Genomic DNA, 16063 nt, shown 5'->3' on the forward strand with positions numbered 1-16063 from the left:
GTTCGACGACGCGCCCTAAGGGCTGTCCCGCCAGGAATTGCGGGACAGCCCTTAGGCCGCCCGGGGCGCGCGCTGCGGCACGGTGGCGCCGGCCGGGATCAGGCGCAGGCCCATCTCGATGAGGGTCCAGCCCAGCCGGGAGCGCAGTGCCGGGCGCGGGGCGGCGTGGTGGGCGAGGCGGAAGTCGTCGGCCCGGCCGCGCAGTTCGGCGGAGCGAAGGTGGTGCAGAACGAGGTGCGTCTCGGGGTGCATGGCAGGCGGTCCCTTCGGTCGGTGGTGCGCGGTCGGGCGGGGCGGGGCACGGTCAGTCGGTCGGGCGCGGGAAGACGTGCAGATGGGTGCGGACCACGGCGGATCCCTCGGTGTCCTCGGCGACCCGGCCCCGGTAGCTGTTGATCAGGTCGTGCAACTCGTCGGCCAGCTCCCGGGAGAGCTCGGGCGTGAGCCGGAGCTTGAAGTCGCTGAGGTCCGAGCCCTCGTACCACTCGCGCGGCCACTCGTGCATCGTGCCGAGCCAGGTGCTCAGCTCCTGGGCGTGCGCCGTCGCGACCTCGTGGAGGACGACGCCCATGGCGCCGCGCACCTCGGGATCGGGGTCGTACAGGAACTCGGGGTCGAAGGATGCGCCCGCGTGCACGGCCCGCCACCAGCGCTCGCGCCCCTTGCCGCGGCTCGGGTCGTCCTCGACGAAGCCGTACGAGGCGAGCCGGCGCAGGTGGTAGCTGGTGGCGCCGCTGGACTCGCCGAGGCGGTCGGCGAGGCCGGAGGCGGTGGCGGGTCCGAACTCCCGCAGCACGCTGAGCAGCCTCAGCCGCAGCGGATGGGCGAGTCCGCGCAGGCTGCGGGCGTCGATGCTGAGGACCTTGGGGTTGGCCGATGTGGGGCTGCTGTCGTCCGGCTCTGTCGTGGGCATGGCTCAACCATAGAGTTGCAAAGAGTCTTTTGCAACGGGTCTTTGCAAAACTTCTTTGTAACTCGCCGGGGAGTCGTGCGCAGCCTGTCCGCCCCCAACAGCCCCCGGCTCAGCCCTCCTTGATGAAGCCCTGCTCGATCAGCCAGTCCTTCGCCACCAGGTGCGGGTCCTCGCCGTCGACGTCCACCTTGGCGTTCAGCACCTGGGCGACCTCGGTGGTCAGCCGCTTGCTGAGCGGGTCGAGCAGCCCGGCGATCTCGGGGTACTTCTCGAACGTCGCGGTGTGGATGACGGGGGCCGCGTTGTAGTTGGGGAAGAAGTGCTTGTTGTCCGTGAGCACATCGAGGTCCATCGCCTTGATGCGGCCGTCCGTGGTGAACACCTCGCCCAGCAGGCAGGAGTCGGACTTGGAGACCTGGGTGTAGACGATGCCGGCGTCCATCTTCTTGATGTTGGCGCCGGGGATCTTCATCCCGTACGCCTTCTCCATCCCGGGCAGCCCGTCGTCGCGGGAGGCGAACTCGTTCTCCACGCAGACCGTCACCGCCGAGGGGTCCTTCTTCGCCAGCGCGGCCACGTCGGAGAGCGTCTTCAGGTGGTACTTGGCGTTGTTCTTCTTGCTGATGGCGAGCGCGTAGGTGTTGTTCAGCGTGGACTGCGGCAGCCAGGTCACCCCGTTGCTCCGGTCCGCGTCCCGCACGGCCTGCCACTGCTTCAGCGGGTCGGTGATCGGCTCGGCGTGTCCCAGATACGTGATCCAGCCGGTGCCCGTGTACTCGTACATCGCGTCCGCGTCGCCCTGCACGATCGCCTCGCGGGCGCTGATCGAGCCCGGCAGGTTCGTCCGGTCCAGGACCTCCGCCCCGGCGGCCTTGAAGATCAGGCCGATCATCTGGCCCAGAATGATGTTCTCGCTGAAGTTCTTCGAGGTGACGGTCAGCGAGGCGCCGTCCAGCGGCTGTCCCTGCCCCACCGACCCCGGCACAACGTCGTCGACCATCGGCGAACCGCTCTTGAGCCCGCACCCCGCCACCACCAGGGCCAGGGCCGCCGCACCCGCCAGGGCCGTCCGCACCCGCCGGGCGCTCATCGCCCCACCTCCAGTCCGCGCGGCGTGAGCGCCACCTCGACCAGCGAGGCCAGCCAGTCCACCAGCAGCGCCAGCACCACGGTCAGCACCGACCCCAGCACCAGCACCGGCATCCGCTGGGTCTGGATGCCCGAGGTGATCAGGTCCCCGAGCCCGCCGCCGCCCCCGAACGTCGCGAGCGTCGCCGTGCCCACGTTCAGCACCAGCGCGGTCCGCACGCCCGCCAGGATCAGCGGGACGGCGAGGGGGAGTTCGACCTTGGTGAGTGTGCCCATCGCCGACATGCCGATGCCGCGCGAGGCCTCCACCAGGTTCGGTTCGATCGCCTTCAGCCCGGCGACCGTGTTGGAGAGCACCGGCAGCACCGCGTAGATCACCATGCCGGTGATCGCCGTCGACGGGCCGATGCCCAGCCAGATCACCAGCAGCGCCAGCAGACCGATCGCCGGGGTCGCCTGCCCGATGTTGGCGATCGCCGTGACCACCGGAGCGGCCTTGCTCAGCCCCCGCCGGGTCAGCGCGATGCCCAGCGGGATGGCGATGATCAGCACCCAGAACGTCGAGATCGCGGTCAGCCTGACGTGCTGCCACCAGCGCAGCTGCACGGTGTCGCCCGCGAGGGAGTTCTCCGCGATCGAGTCGAGGTGGACGTTGGTGATCCATACGTAGGTGATCACCAGCACCACCGCGAGCGCCGCCGGGACCACCACCAGCTTGCGCCAGGTGAGCCGGCGCGGCGGACCGGCCGGCGCGGGTGCCGGTTCCTCCTCCTCGTCCCGGAAGGCATGGCCCTTGACGTCGTGCTCGCCCGGCGGGCGGTCCCGGTCGGACGCGGGGACAGGGCCGGGGGAGCGGGAGCCGGACGGCGAGTCGGGGGTCATGTGCCCGCACCGCCCTCCAGCTCCTGGACGGTCTGATGGGTGCGCAGCTCCTCCAGCTCGTGCTGGTGCTCGATGGCGGTGAGCCGGTCGGCCTCCAGCAGCTCGTGCACCGAGTTCATCAGGGTCTGCATGTCCACGACGCCGATGAACTCGCCGCGCCGCCCGGTCACCGCGACCCGCCCGCCGCTGTCGGTGAGCACCGCCTCCAGCGCGTCGTGCAGCGTCGCGTCCCGGGTCACCGTGTCGTGCACCAGCTGCCCGGCCCGCGCCAGCGAACCGCGGGCCCGCATCAGGTCGCCGCGCCGCAGCCACTTGTACGGGCGGTTCCTGCGGTCCAGCATCAGCAGCTCGTTGTGCGGGCCGCTGCGGAGCTTGTTGAAGATCGACTGGAGCGGGTCCTCGACCGTCACCGTCGGGAACTCCGCGATCTCCACATCCCGTACGCGGGTGAGGTTGAGCCGCTTCAGCGCCGCGCCGGCCCCGACGAACCCGGAGACGAAGTCGTCCGTCGGGTTGGTGAGGATGGCCTCGGGCGTGTCGAACTGGGCGATGTGCGAGTGCTCGCGCAGCACCGCGATCCGGTCGCCCAGCTTGATCGCCTCGTCGAAGTCGTGGGTGACGAAGACGATCGTCTTGTGCAGCTCGTGCTGGAGCCGGATCAGCTCGTCCTGGAGGTGGTCGCGGGTGATCGGGTCGACCGCGCCGAACGGCTCGTCCATCAGCAGCACCGGCGGATCGGCCGCCAGCGCCCGGGCCACGCCCACGCGTTGCTGCTGCCCGCCGGAGAGGGCGCGCGGATAGCGGCCGTGGAACTCGCGCGGGTCCAGCCCGACGAGGTCGAGCATCTCCTCGACCCGGTCCTTCACCCTCGACTTCGACCAGCCGGTCATCTTCGGTACGAGCGCGATGTTCTCCGCGACCGTCATGTGCGGGAAGAGCCCGGACGACTGGATCGCGTATCCGATCTTCCGGCGCAGCTTCACCGGGTCGATGTCGGTGACGTCCTCGTCGTCGATCCTGATCCGGCCGGAGGTCGGCTCGATCAGCCGGTTGATCATCTTCAGGGTGGTCGACTTCCCGCAGCCGGACGGGCCCACGAAGATCACCGTCTCACCGGCCTTGATGTCCATCGAGACGTTGTCCACGGCCGGACTGGGGTTGCCCGGATAGAGCTTGGAGAGGTTCTCCAGCTGGATGGTGGCGCCGGAGGCCGCGTTGACGGCGGCCTCCGCGCCCGCCTCGGCTGCGGTCTCAGACACGGATCCCCCTCGGGATGGTGAGCCGCCCCAGCAGGATGTACGCGGCGTCGAAGAGCAGGGCGAGGACGACGATGCCGAGCGTGCCGGCGAGTACCTGGTTGATGGCGTTGGCGCTGCCCAGCGAGGCGATGCCGCGGAAGATCTCGTTGCCCAGACCGGGCCCGGAGGCGTACGCGGCGATGGCGGCGATGCCCATCAGCATCTGGGTGGAGACCCGGATGCCGGTCAGGATCGGCGGCCAGGCCAGCGGGAGTTCCACCTTGCACAGCCGGGCGGTCCGCGACATCCCGATGCCCTTCGCCGCGTCCACGAGCGAGGGGTCGACGCCGCGCAGACCGACGATGGAGTTGCGGACGATCGGCAGCAGCCCGTACAGCGTCAGAGTGATGACGGTCGGGGCCACCCCGAGCCCGACCAGCGGGATCAGCAGACCGATCGCGGCGAGGGACGGAATGGTCAGCACGGTCGCCGTCGAGGTGATCGCCACCGAGGAGCCCCAGCCGCTGCGGTAGCTGACGACCCCGATCAGGACCCCGAGCACGGTGGCGATGACCATGCACTGGAAGACGGCGCTGACGTGCTGGAAGGCGTCGGTGAGCAACTGCTGGTGGCGATTTCCCAGGTACTCCCAGAAGCTCACACGTCACTCCTCGCCTCAGTCGGTGTCCTGCGCCGCCTGTTCGACGAGCGGGATGATGCGCAGGGGTACGGGGTTCTCCATGACGATGGCCGTGGCGGCCCGGACAATGCCATCAAATCCGACAACCCGGTCGATCACCCGCTGGAGATCGGCGTTGGACCGCGCCACGAGCCGGCAGAGCATGTCGCCCTGCCCGGTGGTGGTGTGCAGCTCCAGCACCTCCGGTACGGAACCCAAGTGGGCGCGTACATCGGCGCCTTGGCCCTGTTTGATCTCCAGCGTCGCGAACGCGGTGACGGGATAGCCGAGCGCCGCCGGGTCGACGTCGGGGCCGAATCCCCGGATGACGCCATTCGACTGAAGGCGGTCCAGCCGGGCCTGGACGGTCCCGCGCGCCACGCCGAGCCGGCGGGAGGCCTCCAGGACGCCGATCCGGGGCTCGCGCGCCAGCAGGACGATGAGCCGCCCGTCCAGATGATCGATCGCCACGGTCCGCCTCCGGGGGGTTCACTGTGATGGTCACCATGTACAGATAGCCCGCCCATCATGGGCATCGGCTAGTCATATTGACCAGTGAATACGCGAACTGTTGCGCACCTTGCGAAGCGGCGGGACCCTTCGGACATGACTGAGACGATGCACAGCACGCCCGGGACAGCGCGGCAGGCCGATCCCTTCCCGGTCAAGGGAATGGACGCCGTCGTCTTCGCCGTCGGCAACGCCAAGCAGGCCGCCCACTACTACTCGACGGCCTTCGGCATGAAGCTGGTCGCCTACTCCGGACCGGAGAACGGCAGCCGCGAGACCGCCAGTTACGTCCTCACGAACGGCTCCGCCCGCTTCGTCTTCACCTCCGTCATCAAGGCGTCCACGGACCACGGCCGCTTCCTCGCCGAGCATGTCGCCGAGCACGGCGACGGCGTCGTCGACCTGGCCATCGAGGTCCCCGACGCCCGCGCCGCGTACGCCTACGCGGTCGAGCACGGCGCCCGCGGCCTCACCGAGCCGCACGAGGTGAAGGACGAGCACGGCACCGTCGTCCTGGCCGCCATCGCCACGTACGGCAAGACCCGCCACACCCTCGTCGAGCGCACCGGCTACGAAGGCCCCTACCTCCCCGGCTACGTCGCCGCCGCCCCGATCGTGGAGCCGCCGGCCAAGCGCTTCTTCCAGGCCGTCGACCACTGCGTCGGCAATGTCGAGCTCGGCCGGATGAACGAGTGGGTCGGCTTCTACAACAAGGTCATGGGCTTCACCAACATGAAGGAGTTCGTGGGCGACGACATCGCCACCGAGTACTCCGCGCTCATGTCCAAGGTCGTCGCGGACGGCACCCTCAAGGTCAAGTTCCCGATCAACGAACCGGCCGTCGCCAAGAAGAAGTCCCAGATCGACGAGTACCTGGAGTTCTACGGCGGCGCCGGCGTCCAGCACATCGCGCTCGCCACGAACGACATCGTCGCCTCGGTGAAGGCGATGCGCGCGGCGGGTGTCCAGTTCCTCGACACCCCCGACTCGTACTACGACACGCTGGGCGAGTGGGCGGGCGAGACCCGGGTGCCCGTGGAGACGCTGCGCGAGCTGAAGATCCTCGTCGACCGCGACGAGGACGGCTATCTGCTGCAGATCTTCACCAAGCCGGTCCAGGACCGGCCGACGGTCTTCTTCGAGATGATCGAGCGCCATGGCTCGATGGGCTTCGGCAAGGGCAACTTCAAGGCCCTGTTCGAGGCGATCGAGCGCGAGCAGGAGAAGCGCGGCAACCTCTGATCCCCGCGGGGCCGCACGACGAGGGGCGGGCCGGACTCCGGCCCGCCCCTCGTGACGCCCGCCCCTGGTGACGTCGGGTCAGTGGCCGGCCGGTGAGTGCGCGGCGGACGGCTTGGCCGGAGGGTGCGAGGCGCGCCCCGCATCCGTCGCCGCGGCCGCGGGAGCCGACTCGGGGGCGTCCGGACCCGCCTGGTGCCCCTGCGGTCCCGCCGCCGGGGCCGGGGCGGCGCCGGGAGCCTGCCCGGCGCCCTGCGCGGGCGCCGGGTCGGCCGGCCCGGGCTCCGGCTCGGGTGCCTGCGAGGGCGCGGGCGGCGGCGGGGCCGGCTGCATGTCCTGCGGACCGCCCGCCGGGGGCTGTCCGAGCGTGTCCAGCGCCTCCTGGGCCAGGGGCGCGTCCAGCGGCGAGAACTTCGGGTTGGTGCGCAGGGCCTCCTCCAGATGGCGGCGGGCCGGACCGAAGTCGCTCAGCGCCCGCTGGACCATGCCCAGGTGGTACGCGTACCCGGCGTTCTGCCCGCCGGAGTCCACCGCCCGCTCCGCGTACTCCAGCGCGCCGTCCGGATCGCCCGAGCGGTGCAGCGCCCAGCCCAGCGCATCGGCCACCGCCGCGCTGCGGTGCCCCTTGGCCCACTGCGCCCGCAGCAGCTCCACCGCGGCGGACGCGTCCCCGTGAGCGGCCTCGAAGCGCCCGAGGAGCAGCGAGTCGTCCACGCCCTGCGCCTTCGTAAGGTCCAGCGCCCGGCGCAGCCGGTCGTACTGGTTGACCGAGTCGCCGTCCAGCCCGAGCGACTCGTACAGCTCGCCCAGCTCCAGCATGTACGCGGGGCGCGGCGACTTCGCCAGCGCCGCCTGGTAGTCCCGCTGTGCCTCGTCGGTGCGGCCGAGGGCCGCCAGCGCCCGCGCCCGGCCGGCCAGCGCGGGGTGGTGGGCGGGGTCGGTGCGCAGCGCGGCGCCGTACTGGGCCACGGCCTCCTGCGGCTCGCCCCGCTCCCAGGCCAGGTCGCCCAGCAGGGACAGGCAGGCCGCTTTCTCGGGGGGCGTCTTCGCCCGGTCGGCGGCGTCCTGCGCGGTGGCGAGCGCGTCCTCGCGCCAGCCCCGGTCCCGGTACATCTCGGCCGTCCGCTCCAGCGCCGGCACCCCCGCCCGCAGCGCCGTGTACTTCTCCACCGCGGTGATCGCCGACTTCTGGTCGCCCAGGCCGTTGTACGCGTCGATCAGCTCCGGGTAGACCGTCCACTGCTTCGGCTGCCGGGACCGTACCGTCTCGCCCCACTTCTTCGCCGTCACGAAGTCGTGCCGGGCGTTGGCCAGCGCGGCGAGCCCCACCCAGGCCGCCTCGTTGCCGTTCTCCCCGGGCCGTACGTTCAGCGACCGCTTCAGGGCCTGCTCGGCGCGGCCGTAGGACGCCGGGTCCGCCGACCGCCGCCCCCACTCCACGTACGCCGAGCCGAGCACGGCCCAGGACTGCGCGTCCGAGGGGTGCGTGCCGACCCACTTCTGGCGGTCCCCGATGAGCGCGGTCAGATCGGCGAGCGAGGCGGGGGAGCCCGCAGCCGTCGCGGTCATGGCCCGGGAGACGGGGCCCGCCACGGGCGGCGCTGCGTCCTTGTCCTCGTCGGGCACCGCGACCACCGCGCCCGTCACCAGGACCGCGCCCGCCACCGCGCCGAAGGCCGCCCGGCGCAGGGCTGTGCGCAGCGAGAGGGGCGGCGGTTCGGGCAGGGGCGCGGGGTTCGGCGGGAGGGCCGGCGGGGACTCGTAGGGCGAGGCGTGGGCGGTCTCGGGGGAGTGGTCCGGCCCGGGGGCCGCCGATGGCTGCTGAGGCGTGACGTCCATGGCGATCACTCTGCGTCAGTACGAAGATCACACCGTGCCTTGCGAACGCCGCCGCATACGGGTTCACACCAATGGGCCCGGGTGCCAGTCTTGGATCATGGACGATCTTCTCGAACTACTGCGCGCGGGGCTGCCGGCCGAGGCCCTGCTGACCGACCCGGATGTCACCGCCTCCTACGCCCACGACATGGCGAGCTTCTGCGAGGCGGGCACCCCCGCCGTCGTCGTGCTCCCGCGCACCGTCGAGCAGGTCCAGCACGTCATGCGCACCGCCACGGCGCTGCGCGTCCCCGTCGTCCCCCAGGGCGCCCGCACGGGCCTGTCGGGCGCGGCCAACGCCACCGACGGCTGCATCGTGCTCTCCCTGGTGAAGATGGACCGGATCCTGGAGATCAGCCCCGTCGACCGGATCGCCGTCGTCGAACCGGGCGTCGTCAACGCGGTGCTGTCCCGGGCCGTCAACGAGCACGGGCTCTACTACCCGCCGGACCCCTCCAGCTGGGAGATGTGCACCATCGGCGGCAACATCGGCACCGCCTCGGGCGGGCTGTGCTGCGTGAAGTACGGGGTCACCGCCGAATACGTCCTCGGGCTCGACGTCGTCCTCGCGGACGGACGCCTCCTCAGCACCGGCCGCCGCACCGCCAAGGGCGTCGCGGGCTACGACCTCACCCGGCTCTTCGTCGGCTCGGAGGGCAGCCTCGGCATCGTCGTCAAGGCGGTCCTCGCGCTTCGGCCGCAGCCGCCCCGGCAGCTCGTCCTGGCCGCCGAGTTCCCCAGCGCGGCGAGCGCCTGCGACGCCGTCTGCCGGATCATGGAACGCGGTCACACCCCGTCACTCCTCGAACTGATGGACCGTACAACCGTCCAGGCCGTCAACCGGATGGCGCAGATGGGCCTGCCGGAGTCCACCGAGGCGCTCCTGCTCGCCGCTTTCGACACGCCGGACCCGGCCGCCGATCTCGCTGCCGTCGCGGAGCTCTGCACGGCCGCGGGCGCCACCGGTGTCGTCCCGGCGGACGACGCGGCCGAGTCCGAGATGCTCCTCCAGGCCCGGCGGATGTCGCTCACCGCGCTGGAGACCGTCAAGTCGGCGACGATGATCGACGACGTGTGCGTCCCGCGCTCCCGGCTCGGCGCCATGATCGACGGCACCGCGGCCATCGCCGAGAAGTACGGCCTCACCATCGGCGTCTGCGCGCACGCGGGCGACGGCAACACCCACCCCGTCGTCTGCTTCGACCACACCGACCCCGACGAGTCCCGGCGCGCCCGCGAGTCCTTCGACGAGATCATGGCGCTCGGCCTCGAACTCGGCGGCACGATCACCGGCGAACACGGCGTGGGCGTGCTCAAGAAGGAGTGGCTCGCCCGCGAACTCGGCGAGGTGAGCGTGGAACTGCACCGGGGGATCAAGCAGGCCTTCGACCCGCTGGGGCTGCTCAACCCGGGCAAGGTGTTCTGACCGCCCGGCCCCGGGCACCTCCTCAACTCTCCCCGTCCTGCGACTCGTCCGAGGGCCACGGGTCGCTCATCCACAGGTCGTCGGCCGGCAGCGGCGCGAGCAGCTCGGCGAGCCCCTCGTCGATGCCGAGCCGCTCGGTCTCCGTACCCGGCGGGACCACCCGCAGCGTCCGCTCCACCCATGCGGCCACCGCGGCGGACGGCACCTCCAGCAGGGCGTTGCCGTCCGGCGAGGTCAGCGCCACGCAGATGACGCTGCGCCGGTCGATCTTGGTGGGCCAGATCCGCACGTCCCCGTGCCCGCACGGCCGGAACACCCCCTCCACCAGCAGATCGCGCGCGAACGTCCAGTACACCGGCGACTCGGAGCCGATGTGGAAGGTGATGTGCACCGCGTACGGGTCCTCGGTGCGATACGTCAGCCGGGCGGGCACGGGGATGCTGCGCTCGGGGGACAGGACCAGCTTGAGCTCCAGCTCGCGTTCCACGACGGTGTGCATGAGTGCGTCCTTTCGATGCCTGTGGGCCGGTCCCTCGACCGGTCCGCACAAGGAGAGAGCGCCCTCCCCGCCATCCATTACGCGAGTTCGGGAAAAAAGTTCGGCGTGACCGGAAAGTGGTCCAAACACCAGGACCGGCCCGGGGATACGCGGCTGTCTGGTAGATGTGGACTCCTGTACTGAGGACTCAAGAGATACGGGACCACGGTGATGAGCGCCCCAACCCCGGCACCCGGTGACGAAAGCCCCCGCGAGGGGTACTACCCCGACCCGTCCATCCCCGGATACGTCCGGTACTGGAACGGCGCCTCCTGGGTGCCCGGCACGAGCCGGCCGGCCCCGCCGCAGGGCGAGGCGGTGCGCACCGACCCCGGCGCCGAAGCGACGCCCGCCCCCGCGGCCGTGGAGGAGACCGGACCGGTCTTCTTCGACGAGGAGCCGTTCGGGGACGCGCACGAGGAGCCGTACGCGGGAAGCCGCCCCGAACCCGCGACCGCCTGGCAGGCCGACGCCTCCCGGCAGGCCGGCTTCGGCGGCGAGCGCGACCGGCGGGTCTCCTGGGGCGGCACCGGCGCGCCCGGCGAGCAGCCGGAGCCCGACCCGCGCACGCCCGCGCCCGCCTCCGGCCCCGACGCCGCCCCGAAGGCCGCGGAACCGGCCGACCGCACGCCCGCGCAACGCTCCCCGGCCGGCCGTGCGCCGGCGGGCGGCGAACCCGCCGACCGCGCCCCCGTCGACCCGCGCCGGCCCGCCCCGGACCCCACCGGCGGCGCGCTGCCCGGCATGCGCGACGGCGGCAGCCGGACGCCCGAGCAGACCGTCGCGATCCGGGTCACCCGGCCCGGCCGCTCGGGCGGCTCCACCGGGGGGACGGGCCGTCCGCCCGCCGAGGGCACCGTCGCGATCCGCGCCCTGGGCCCCGGTGGTGACGGACAGCAGGGCTCGGCCGAGGGCACGATGGCGATCCGCGCCATCGCCCCCCACGCCGCCCCGGCCGCCCCGAAGCCCGCCGCCGCGCCGCCCCGGGAGGCCGCCGCGCCCGCCGAGCTCAACAGCCCGCTCACACCCGGCCCCGGCGGCGGCTCCGCCTCCTGGGCGCAGCAGGCCCACCCGCTGGCCCGGCCCGAACCGGCCGCCCCGCAGCAGGCGTTCCCCCAGCAGCCGAGGCCCGAGCAGCCCGTCGTGCCCTGGAAGCCCCCGGTCGACGACCACTTCCAGCGGCTCGCGGCGGCCCGTGCGGCGGGCCGCCCGGCCGGGCTCGGAAAGCGGCTGGCCGCCCGGGTCATCGACACGGTGGTGCTCGGCGCGCTCGTCTCCGCCGTCGCCCTGCCGCTGGTGAACCGCGCGGCCGACCACATCGACGACAAGATCGATGCGGCCAGGCTGTCCGGCGAGACGGTCACCGTCTGGCTGCTGGACTCCACCACGGCCGGCCTGGCCGGCGCGGTCCTCGCCGCGTTCCTGGTGCTGGGCGTCCTCCTGGAGGCGCTGCCGACCGCGAAGTGGGGCCGTACGCTCGGCAAGAAGCTCTGCGGGCTGGAGGTCCGGGACATCGAGTCCCACGAACCGCCCGGCTTCGGGGCCGCGCTGCGCCGCTGGCTGGTCTACGGTGTGCTCGGCGTCCTGGTCGTCGGGATCGTCGATGTGCTGTGGTGCCTGGTCGACCGGCCGTGGCGCCAGTGCTGGCACGACAAGGCGGCCCGCACCTTCGTGGCCGGCTGAGCGACCCGCCCGGCTGACGGCTCATCGGGTGAGGGGCCGTCGGGCGGTTCCCGTTCCCCCGAAAGCACCTGAGCCGTTGCGGGCGCCGGTGGGGCGAGGTGCACTGCCCCCATGAGCAACGATCAGCCGACGTCCGGTCAGCCGCCCGAGGACGACCCGTTCAGCAAGAGGCCGGACGACTCCCGGCCGCCGCCGTCATCGGGCTCTCCCTACGACAGCGCCCCGCCGCCCCCGCCGTACGACCCCGGTCCCTACGGCGGCGGCAACTACGGCGGTACGGACCCGCTGGCGGGCATGCCGCCGCTCGCCGAACCCGGCAAGCGCATCCTGGCCCGGCTGATCGACTTCCTGATCATCTCGATCCCGCTGTATCTGATCTCGCTGCCCTGGGGCGGTGCGGTCGAGGTGTCCGACAGCAACAACGACGACGACGTCAGCGACATCTTCGCCCAGACCTACAGCGGGCATCAGCTGCTCTGGTCGCTGATCGGCCTGGTCGTCTATGTCGCGTACGACACGTACTTCACGCACAAGGACGGCCGCACCCTCGGCAAGCGGCTGCTGAAGCTGCGGGTGGCGATGCTGAACGACGGCCGGGTGCCCGACACCGGCAGCGCGTTCCTGCGGGCCGTGGTGCTGTGGCTGCCGGCGCTGCTGTGCTGCCCGTGCCTGTGGTGGCTGATCAACATCGTGCTGATGTTCACCGACAAGCCCTACCGGCAGGGCCTCCAGGACAAGGCGGCCAAGACGGTGGTGGTGACGACGACGCACGAAAGGCCCTGAGGCTGTGCGCCGGTCCGCCGGCCGCGGCGTCCGTCAGCGGCGCAGCGAGTGCTCGCTCACGCGCTCGGAACCGGTGCGGGCGGCCGGGATCCTGCTCTGTACGGAACCGAGGGCGCGGCCCTCGGACCCGGCGGCGGTGGCGCGGTGTGCGGACGCGGGGGGCGCCGTCCTCGCCGATTTCGCGGTGCCCCGGCGGGCCGGGAGGGGTACGGTGACGGACACCAGCAGACCGAGGGCGAGCGCGGCCGTGCCGATCACCGCGATGCCGACGCCCGAACTGGTCCGGGAGAGCAGCAGCATGGCGAGGGTCGCGAAGACGACGGTGGCCGAGCCGTAGGAGAGCTGTGCGGCTGTGGGACGCGGCATGACGGTTTCCGTCCTCGGGACGTCGGATGGGCAGTCTCTCAACACGGTCGCACTGTCAAGCGACTCTACGACGGTGGATGCCCTGGAGGAACCGGTAGTAAGCGTGGCCTAACCCACAGTGCCGGTGCACAGGGGGCGCACTGAGTCATGACGTGCGCCAATCGGGGGCTTCGGCGCGCCGGTTGGGTGTGGACGGGTCGTCCGCATAACGGAAATGTGCTCCTGCATAGTGCACTTGGTCTGTCCAAGTCAAGGTCTGTCTTTTCTCCCGTAACTCCGGTCGAATGTCGTCACTTGTGACGCGTTTCCGCGCGCGGCCCCTTCACACTCCCAGGCCGCAGCCGCGGGCGCCGGGGAGGACTGCATCACGTGATCATTAAGAGACGGGCGCTTCGCACCGGAGCGGTTGTCGTGGCCATGGCCGCGACCGCTGCCACCGCATCCGCCTTCGCCACCGCTCAGGCGGATGACCAGGCGTCAGGCAAGACTGCTTCCGTCGTCGACCGCCGTGACCCGGGGTCGGCCGAGGGCAATGCGCACAACCTCGACGGCCCGTTCAGCAAGCAGCAGGACGCTCAGCGTCAGGCCGCTCTGGAGCAGGTCATGTCCGGCGACAAGAAGGTGTCGTCGCGCGGCGGTTCCCAGGTCGTCAAGCTCGACGACAGCAAGTACGTCGAGCTCGGCCGCGAGAAGACCGACAAGATCTTCACCGTCCTGGTGGAGTTCGGCGACCAGGTCGACAACACGACCACGTACGACCCGGACGGCGAGGGCCCCAAGCCGCCCGTCGTGAAGTACGGCGGCAAGCCGGGACCGCTGCACAACAAGATAGCCAAGCCGGACCCCAAGAAGGACAACAGCACCGCCTGGCAGGCCGATTACAACCAGGCCCACTTCCAGGAGCTGTACTTCGGCGAGGGGGCCGGCAAGGACTCGCTCAAGACGTACTACGAGAAGACGTCCTCCGGGCGCTACTCGGTCGACGGCGAGGTCTCGGACTGGGTCAAGGTCCCGTACAACGAGGCGCGTTACGGCTCGAACTACTGCGGTTCGAGCAACTGCGCCAACGCCTGGGACATGATCAAGGACGGCGTGAACGCCTGGGCCGCCGACCAGAAGGCCAAGGGCCGTACGCCCGAGCAGATCAAGACCGATCTGGCTCAGTACGACCAGTGGGACCGTTACGACTACGACAACGACGGCAACTTCAACGAGCCCGACGGCTACATCGATCACTTCCAGATCGTGCACGCCGGCGAGGACGAGTCGGCGGGCGGCGGTGTCGAGGGCACCAACGCCATCTGGGCCCACCGCTGGTACGCGTACGGCACCAACGCGGGCGCGACCGGCCCGGCCGACAACAAGGCCGGCGGCACCCAGATCGGTGACACCGGCATCTGGGTCGGCGACTACACCGCGCAGCCCGAGAACGGCGGTCTGGGCGTCTTCGCCCACGAGTACGGCCACGACCTCGGTCTGCCGGACCTGTACGACACGACCAACACCGCCGAGAACTCGGTCGGTTTCTGGTCGCTGATGTCGGCCGGTTCCTGGCTCGGCACCGGTAAGAACAGCATCGGTGACCTGCCCGGCGACATGACCGCCTGGGACAAGTTCCAGCTGGGCTGGCTGGACTACGACGTGGCCAAGGCCGCGACGAAGTCCACCCACAAGCTGGGCGTGTCCGAGTACAACACCAAGAACAAGCAGGCACTCGTCGTCGAGCTGCCCGACAAGGCCGTCACCACCGCCGTCACGACGCCCGCCGAGGGCGCCAAGCAGTGGTGGAGCGACATGGGTGACAACCTCAACAACACCCTGTCCCGTCCGGTCGACCTGACCGGCAAGTCCAAGGCGTCCCTGGACCTCGCGGGCTGGTGGGACATCGAGGCCGACTACGACTACCTCTACACCGAGGTGTCGGACAACGGCGGCACCAGCTGGACCGCGATCGACGGCACCGCCGACGGCAAGGCCATCCCGCGCGACGCCAGTGACAAGCCGGCGCTGACCGACGTCTCCGGCAAGTACCAGAAGCTGTCGTTCCCGCTCGACGCCTACGCGGGCAAGAAGATCGACATCCGCTTCCGTTACGCCACCGACGGCGGCGCGGGCGGCGTCGGCTTCGCGGCCGACACCATCTCGGTCACCGCCGACGGCACCGCGCTCTTCACGGACAACGCCGAGGGCGACGACAACGGCTGGACCTCCAAGGGCTTCTCGCGGGTGGGCAAGTCGTTCACCAAGGACTACCCGCAGCGCTACATCGCGGAGAACCGCCAGTACGTCTCGTACGACAAGACCCTCAAGGTCGGCCCGTACAACTTCGGCTTCGCCAACACCCGTCCGGACTGGGTCGAGCACTACCCGTACCAGAACGGCCTGTTGATCTGGCTGTGGGACGGCTCGCAGAAGGACAACAACGTCTCGGCCCACCCGGGCCAGGGCCTGATCCTGCCGATCGACGCGCACGCCAAGCCGCTGAAGTGGGCGGACGGCACGGTCATCCGCAACAAGATCCAGCCCTTCGACGCCCCGTTCAGCTGGTACCCCACCGACGGCTTCACGCTGCACAACGGTGACGTGGCCACGAAGATCAAGCCGCAGCTCGGCGTTCCGGTCTTCGACGACCACAAGGGCACCTACTGGTACAAGGAGAACAAGACCGGCAGTGTCCAGGTAGCTGACACCAACACCAAGATCTCGATCATCAGCGAGCCGCTCAGCGGCGACACGATGACCGTCCAGGTGGCTCCCTCGCACAAGTAATCCGGTAAAATCGCAGGTCAAAGCATGATCGGCCGTCGCCCTCTAGCGGGCGGCGGCCGATCGTGTTTAG

At 70.8% G+C, this 16063-nt stretch carries 15 protein-coding genes; 5 read left to right on the plus strand and 10 right to left on the minus strand.

All coding sequences use genetic code 11. From position 1 onward, the window contains the following. Positions 1-51: 51 nt before the first annotated feature. From RLT58_RS22660 to RLT58_RS22690, 7 genes are all read right to left on the minus strand, one after another. Positions 52-252: a hypothetical protein gene (locus tag RLT58_RS22660; RefSeq protein WP_311312198.1), complete on the minus strand. Its 201-nt coding sequence runs from the start codon at positions 250-252 to the stop codon at positions 52-54. Positions 253-304: 52 nt separating this feature from the next. Next, a complete protein-coding gene (locus RLT58_RS22665) occupies positions 305-913 on the minus strand; it encodes a helix-turn-helix domain-containing protein (protein WP_311312199.1) in 609 nt (202 codons plus the stop codon). A 109-nt stretch (positions 914-1022) separates the two neighbouring features. Further along, positions 1023-2003, minus strand: coding sequence for a glycine betaine ABC transporter substrate-binding protein (locus tag RLT58_RS22670; protein ID WP_311312200.1), 981 nt, complete (start codon positions 2001-2003; stop codon positions 1023-1025). Further along, positions 2000-2884, minus strand: coding sequence for an ABC transporter permease (locus RLT58_RS22675; RefSeq protein WP_311312201.1), 885 nt, complete (start codon positions 2882-2884; stop codon positions 2000-2002). Before RLT58_RS22675 ends, RLT58_RS22670 begins: the two co-directional genes overlap by 4 nt. After that, a complete protein-coding gene (locus RLT58_RS22680; RefSeq protein ID WP_311312202.1) occupies positions 2881-4143 on the minus strand; it encodes an ABC transporter ATP-binding protein in 1263 nt (420 codons plus the stop codon). Before RLT58_RS22680 ends, RLT58_RS22675 begins: the two co-directional genes overlap by 4 nt. After that, on the minus strand, positions 4136-4783 hold the full coding sequence (locus RLT58_RS22685) for an ABC transporter permease (protein ID WP_311312203.1): 648 nt from the start codon (positions 4781-4783) through the stop codon (positions 4136-4138). The genes RLT58_RS22680 and RLT58_RS22685 overlap by 8 nt, the downstream gene beginning before the upstream one ends. A gap of 15 nt (positions 4784-4798) precedes the next feature. Beyond that, positions 4799-5272 carry an Lrp/AsnC family transcriptional regulator gene (locus RLT58_RS22690; protein ID WP_311312204.1) on the minus strand — a complete coding sequence of 158 codons (474 nt, stop codon included), beginning with the start codon at positions 5270-5272 and terminating at the stop codon, positions 4799-4801. A gap of 135 nt (positions 5273-5407) precedes the next feature. Here RLT58_RS22690 and hppD point away from each other — a divergent pair, with 135 nt between their 5' ends. Beyond that, positions 5408-6553 (plus strand): 4-hydroxyphenylpyruvate dioxygenase, encoded by a 1146-nt coding sequence (hppD, locus tag RLT58_RS22695; protein ID WP_311312205.1) that lies wholly within the window; start codon positions 5408-5410, stop codon positions 6551-6553. 78 nt (positions 6554-6631) lie between these two features. Here the strand turns inward: hppD and RLT58_RS22700 are convergent, their stop codons facing one another. Next, entirely contained in the window at positions 6632-8389 is a 1758-nt protein-coding gene (locus RLT58_RS22700) for a tetratricopeptide repeat protein (protein ID WP_311312206.1), read from the minus strand. Positions 8390-8486: 97 nt separating this feature from the next. On the opposite strand from RLT58_RS22700, the gene RLT58_RS22705 reads away from it, so the two are divergent. Continuing rightward, positions 8487-9854 carry an FAD-binding oxidoreductase gene (locus tag RLT58_RS22705; RefSeq protein WP_311312207.1) on the plus strand — a complete coding sequence of 456 codons (1368 nt, stop codon included), beginning with the start codon at positions 8487-8489 and terminating at the stop codon, positions 9852-9854. Positions 9855-9876: 22 nt separating this feature from the next. Here RLT58_RS22705 and RLT58_RS22710 read toward each other — a convergent pair whose 3' ends face one another. Next, positions 9877-10353 (minus strand): SsgA family sporulation/cell division regulator, encoded by a 477-nt coding sequence (locus RLT58_RS22710; RefSeq protein WP_311312208.1) that lies wholly within the window; start codon positions 10351-10353, stop codon positions 9877-9879. Between the two features lie 210 nt (positions 10354-10563). On the opposite strand from RLT58_RS22710, the gene RLT58_RS22715 reads away from it, so the two are divergent. Continuing rightward, positions 10564-12075 (plus strand): RDD family protein, encoded by a 1512-nt coding sequence (locus tag RLT58_RS22715; RefSeq protein ID WP_311312209.1) that lies wholly within the window; start codon positions 10564-10566, stop codon positions 12073-12075. A 111-nt stretch (positions 12076-12186) separates the two neighbouring features. Next, entirely contained in the window at positions 12187-12858 is a 672-nt protein-coding gene (locus RLT58_RS22720) for an RDD family protein (RefSeq protein ID WP_311312210.1), read from the plus strand. Positions 12859-12891: 33 nt separating this feature from the next. On the opposite strand, the gene RLT58_RS22725 is transcribed toward RLT58_RS22720, so the two are convergent. Further along, the gene (locus RLT58_RS22725; protein WP_311312211.1) at positions 12892-13224 is read right to left on the minus strand and encodes a hypothetical protein; all 333 of its coding nucleotides are present in this window, start codon (positions 13222-13224) and stop codon (positions 12892-12894) included. A 417-nt stretch (positions 13225-13641) separates the two neighbouring features. On the opposite strand from RLT58_RS22725, the gene RLT58_RS22730 reads away from it, so the two are divergent. Beyond that, positions 13642-15993 (plus strand): immune inhibitor A domain-containing protein, encoded by a 2352-nt coding sequence (locus RLT58_RS22730; protein WP_399131666.1) that lies wholly within the window; start codon positions 13642-13644, stop codon positions 15991-15993. The last annotated feature ends 70 nt before the right edge of the window (positions 15994-16063 follow it).

The sequence above is a fragment of the Streptomyces sp. ITFR-16 genome, from assembly GCF_031844705.1.
Lineage (GTDB): Bacteria > Actinomycetota > Actinomycetes > Streptomycetales > Streptomycetaceae > Streptomyces.

Bases quoted from the DNA above. Each gene is read 5' to 3' on its own strand.
- RLT58_RS22665 (WP_311312199.1), bottom strand. From the start codon at position 913: ATGCCCACGACAGAGCCGGACGACAGCAGCCCCACATCGGCCAACCCC.
- RLT58_RS22660 (WP_311312198.1), bottom strand. From the start codon at position 252: ATGCACCCCGAGACGCACCTCGTTCTGCACCACCTTCGCTCCGCCGAA.
- RLT58_RS22700 (WP_311312206.1), bottom strand. From the start codon at position 8,389: ATGGACGTCACGCCTCAGCAGCCATCGGCGGCCCCCGGGCCGGACCAC.
- RLT58_RS22730 (WP_399131666.1), top strand. From the start codon at position 13,642: ATGGCCGCGACCGCTGCCACCGCATCCGCCTTCGCCACCGCTCAGGCG.
- RLT58_RS22705 (WP_311312207.1), top strand. From the start codon at position 8,487: ATGGACGATCTTCTCGAACTACTGCGCGCGGGGCTGCCGGCCGAGGCC.
- RLT58_RS22670 (WP_311312200.1), bottom strand. From the start codon at position 2,003: ATGAGCGCCCGGCGGGTGCGGACGGCCCTGGCGGGTGCGGCGGCCCTG.
- RLT58_RS22720 (WP_311312210.1), top strand. From the start codon at position 12,187: ATGAGCAACGATCAGCCGACGTCCGGTCAGCCGCCCGAGGACGACCCG.
- RLT58_RS22715 (WP_311312209.1), top strand. From the start codon at position 10,564: ATGAGCGCCCCAACCCCGGCACCCGGTGACGAAAGCCCCCGCGAGGGG.
- hppD (WP_311312205.1), top strand. From the start codon at position 5,408: ATGACTGAGACGATGCACAGCACGCCCGGGACAGCGCGGCAGGCCGAT.
- RLT58_RS22725 (WP_311312211.1), bottom strand. From the start codon at position 13,224: ATGCCGCGTCCCACAGCCGCACAGCTCTCCTACGGCTCGGCCACCGTC.
- RLT58_RS22710 (WP_311312208.1), bottom strand. From the start codon at position 10,353: ATGCACACCGTCGTGGAACGCGAGCTGGAGCTCAAGCTGGTCCTGTCC.
- RLT58_RS22675 (WP_311312201.1), bottom strand. From the start codon at position 2,884: ATGACCCCCGACTCGCCGTCCGGCTCCCGCTCCCCCGGCCCTGTCCCC.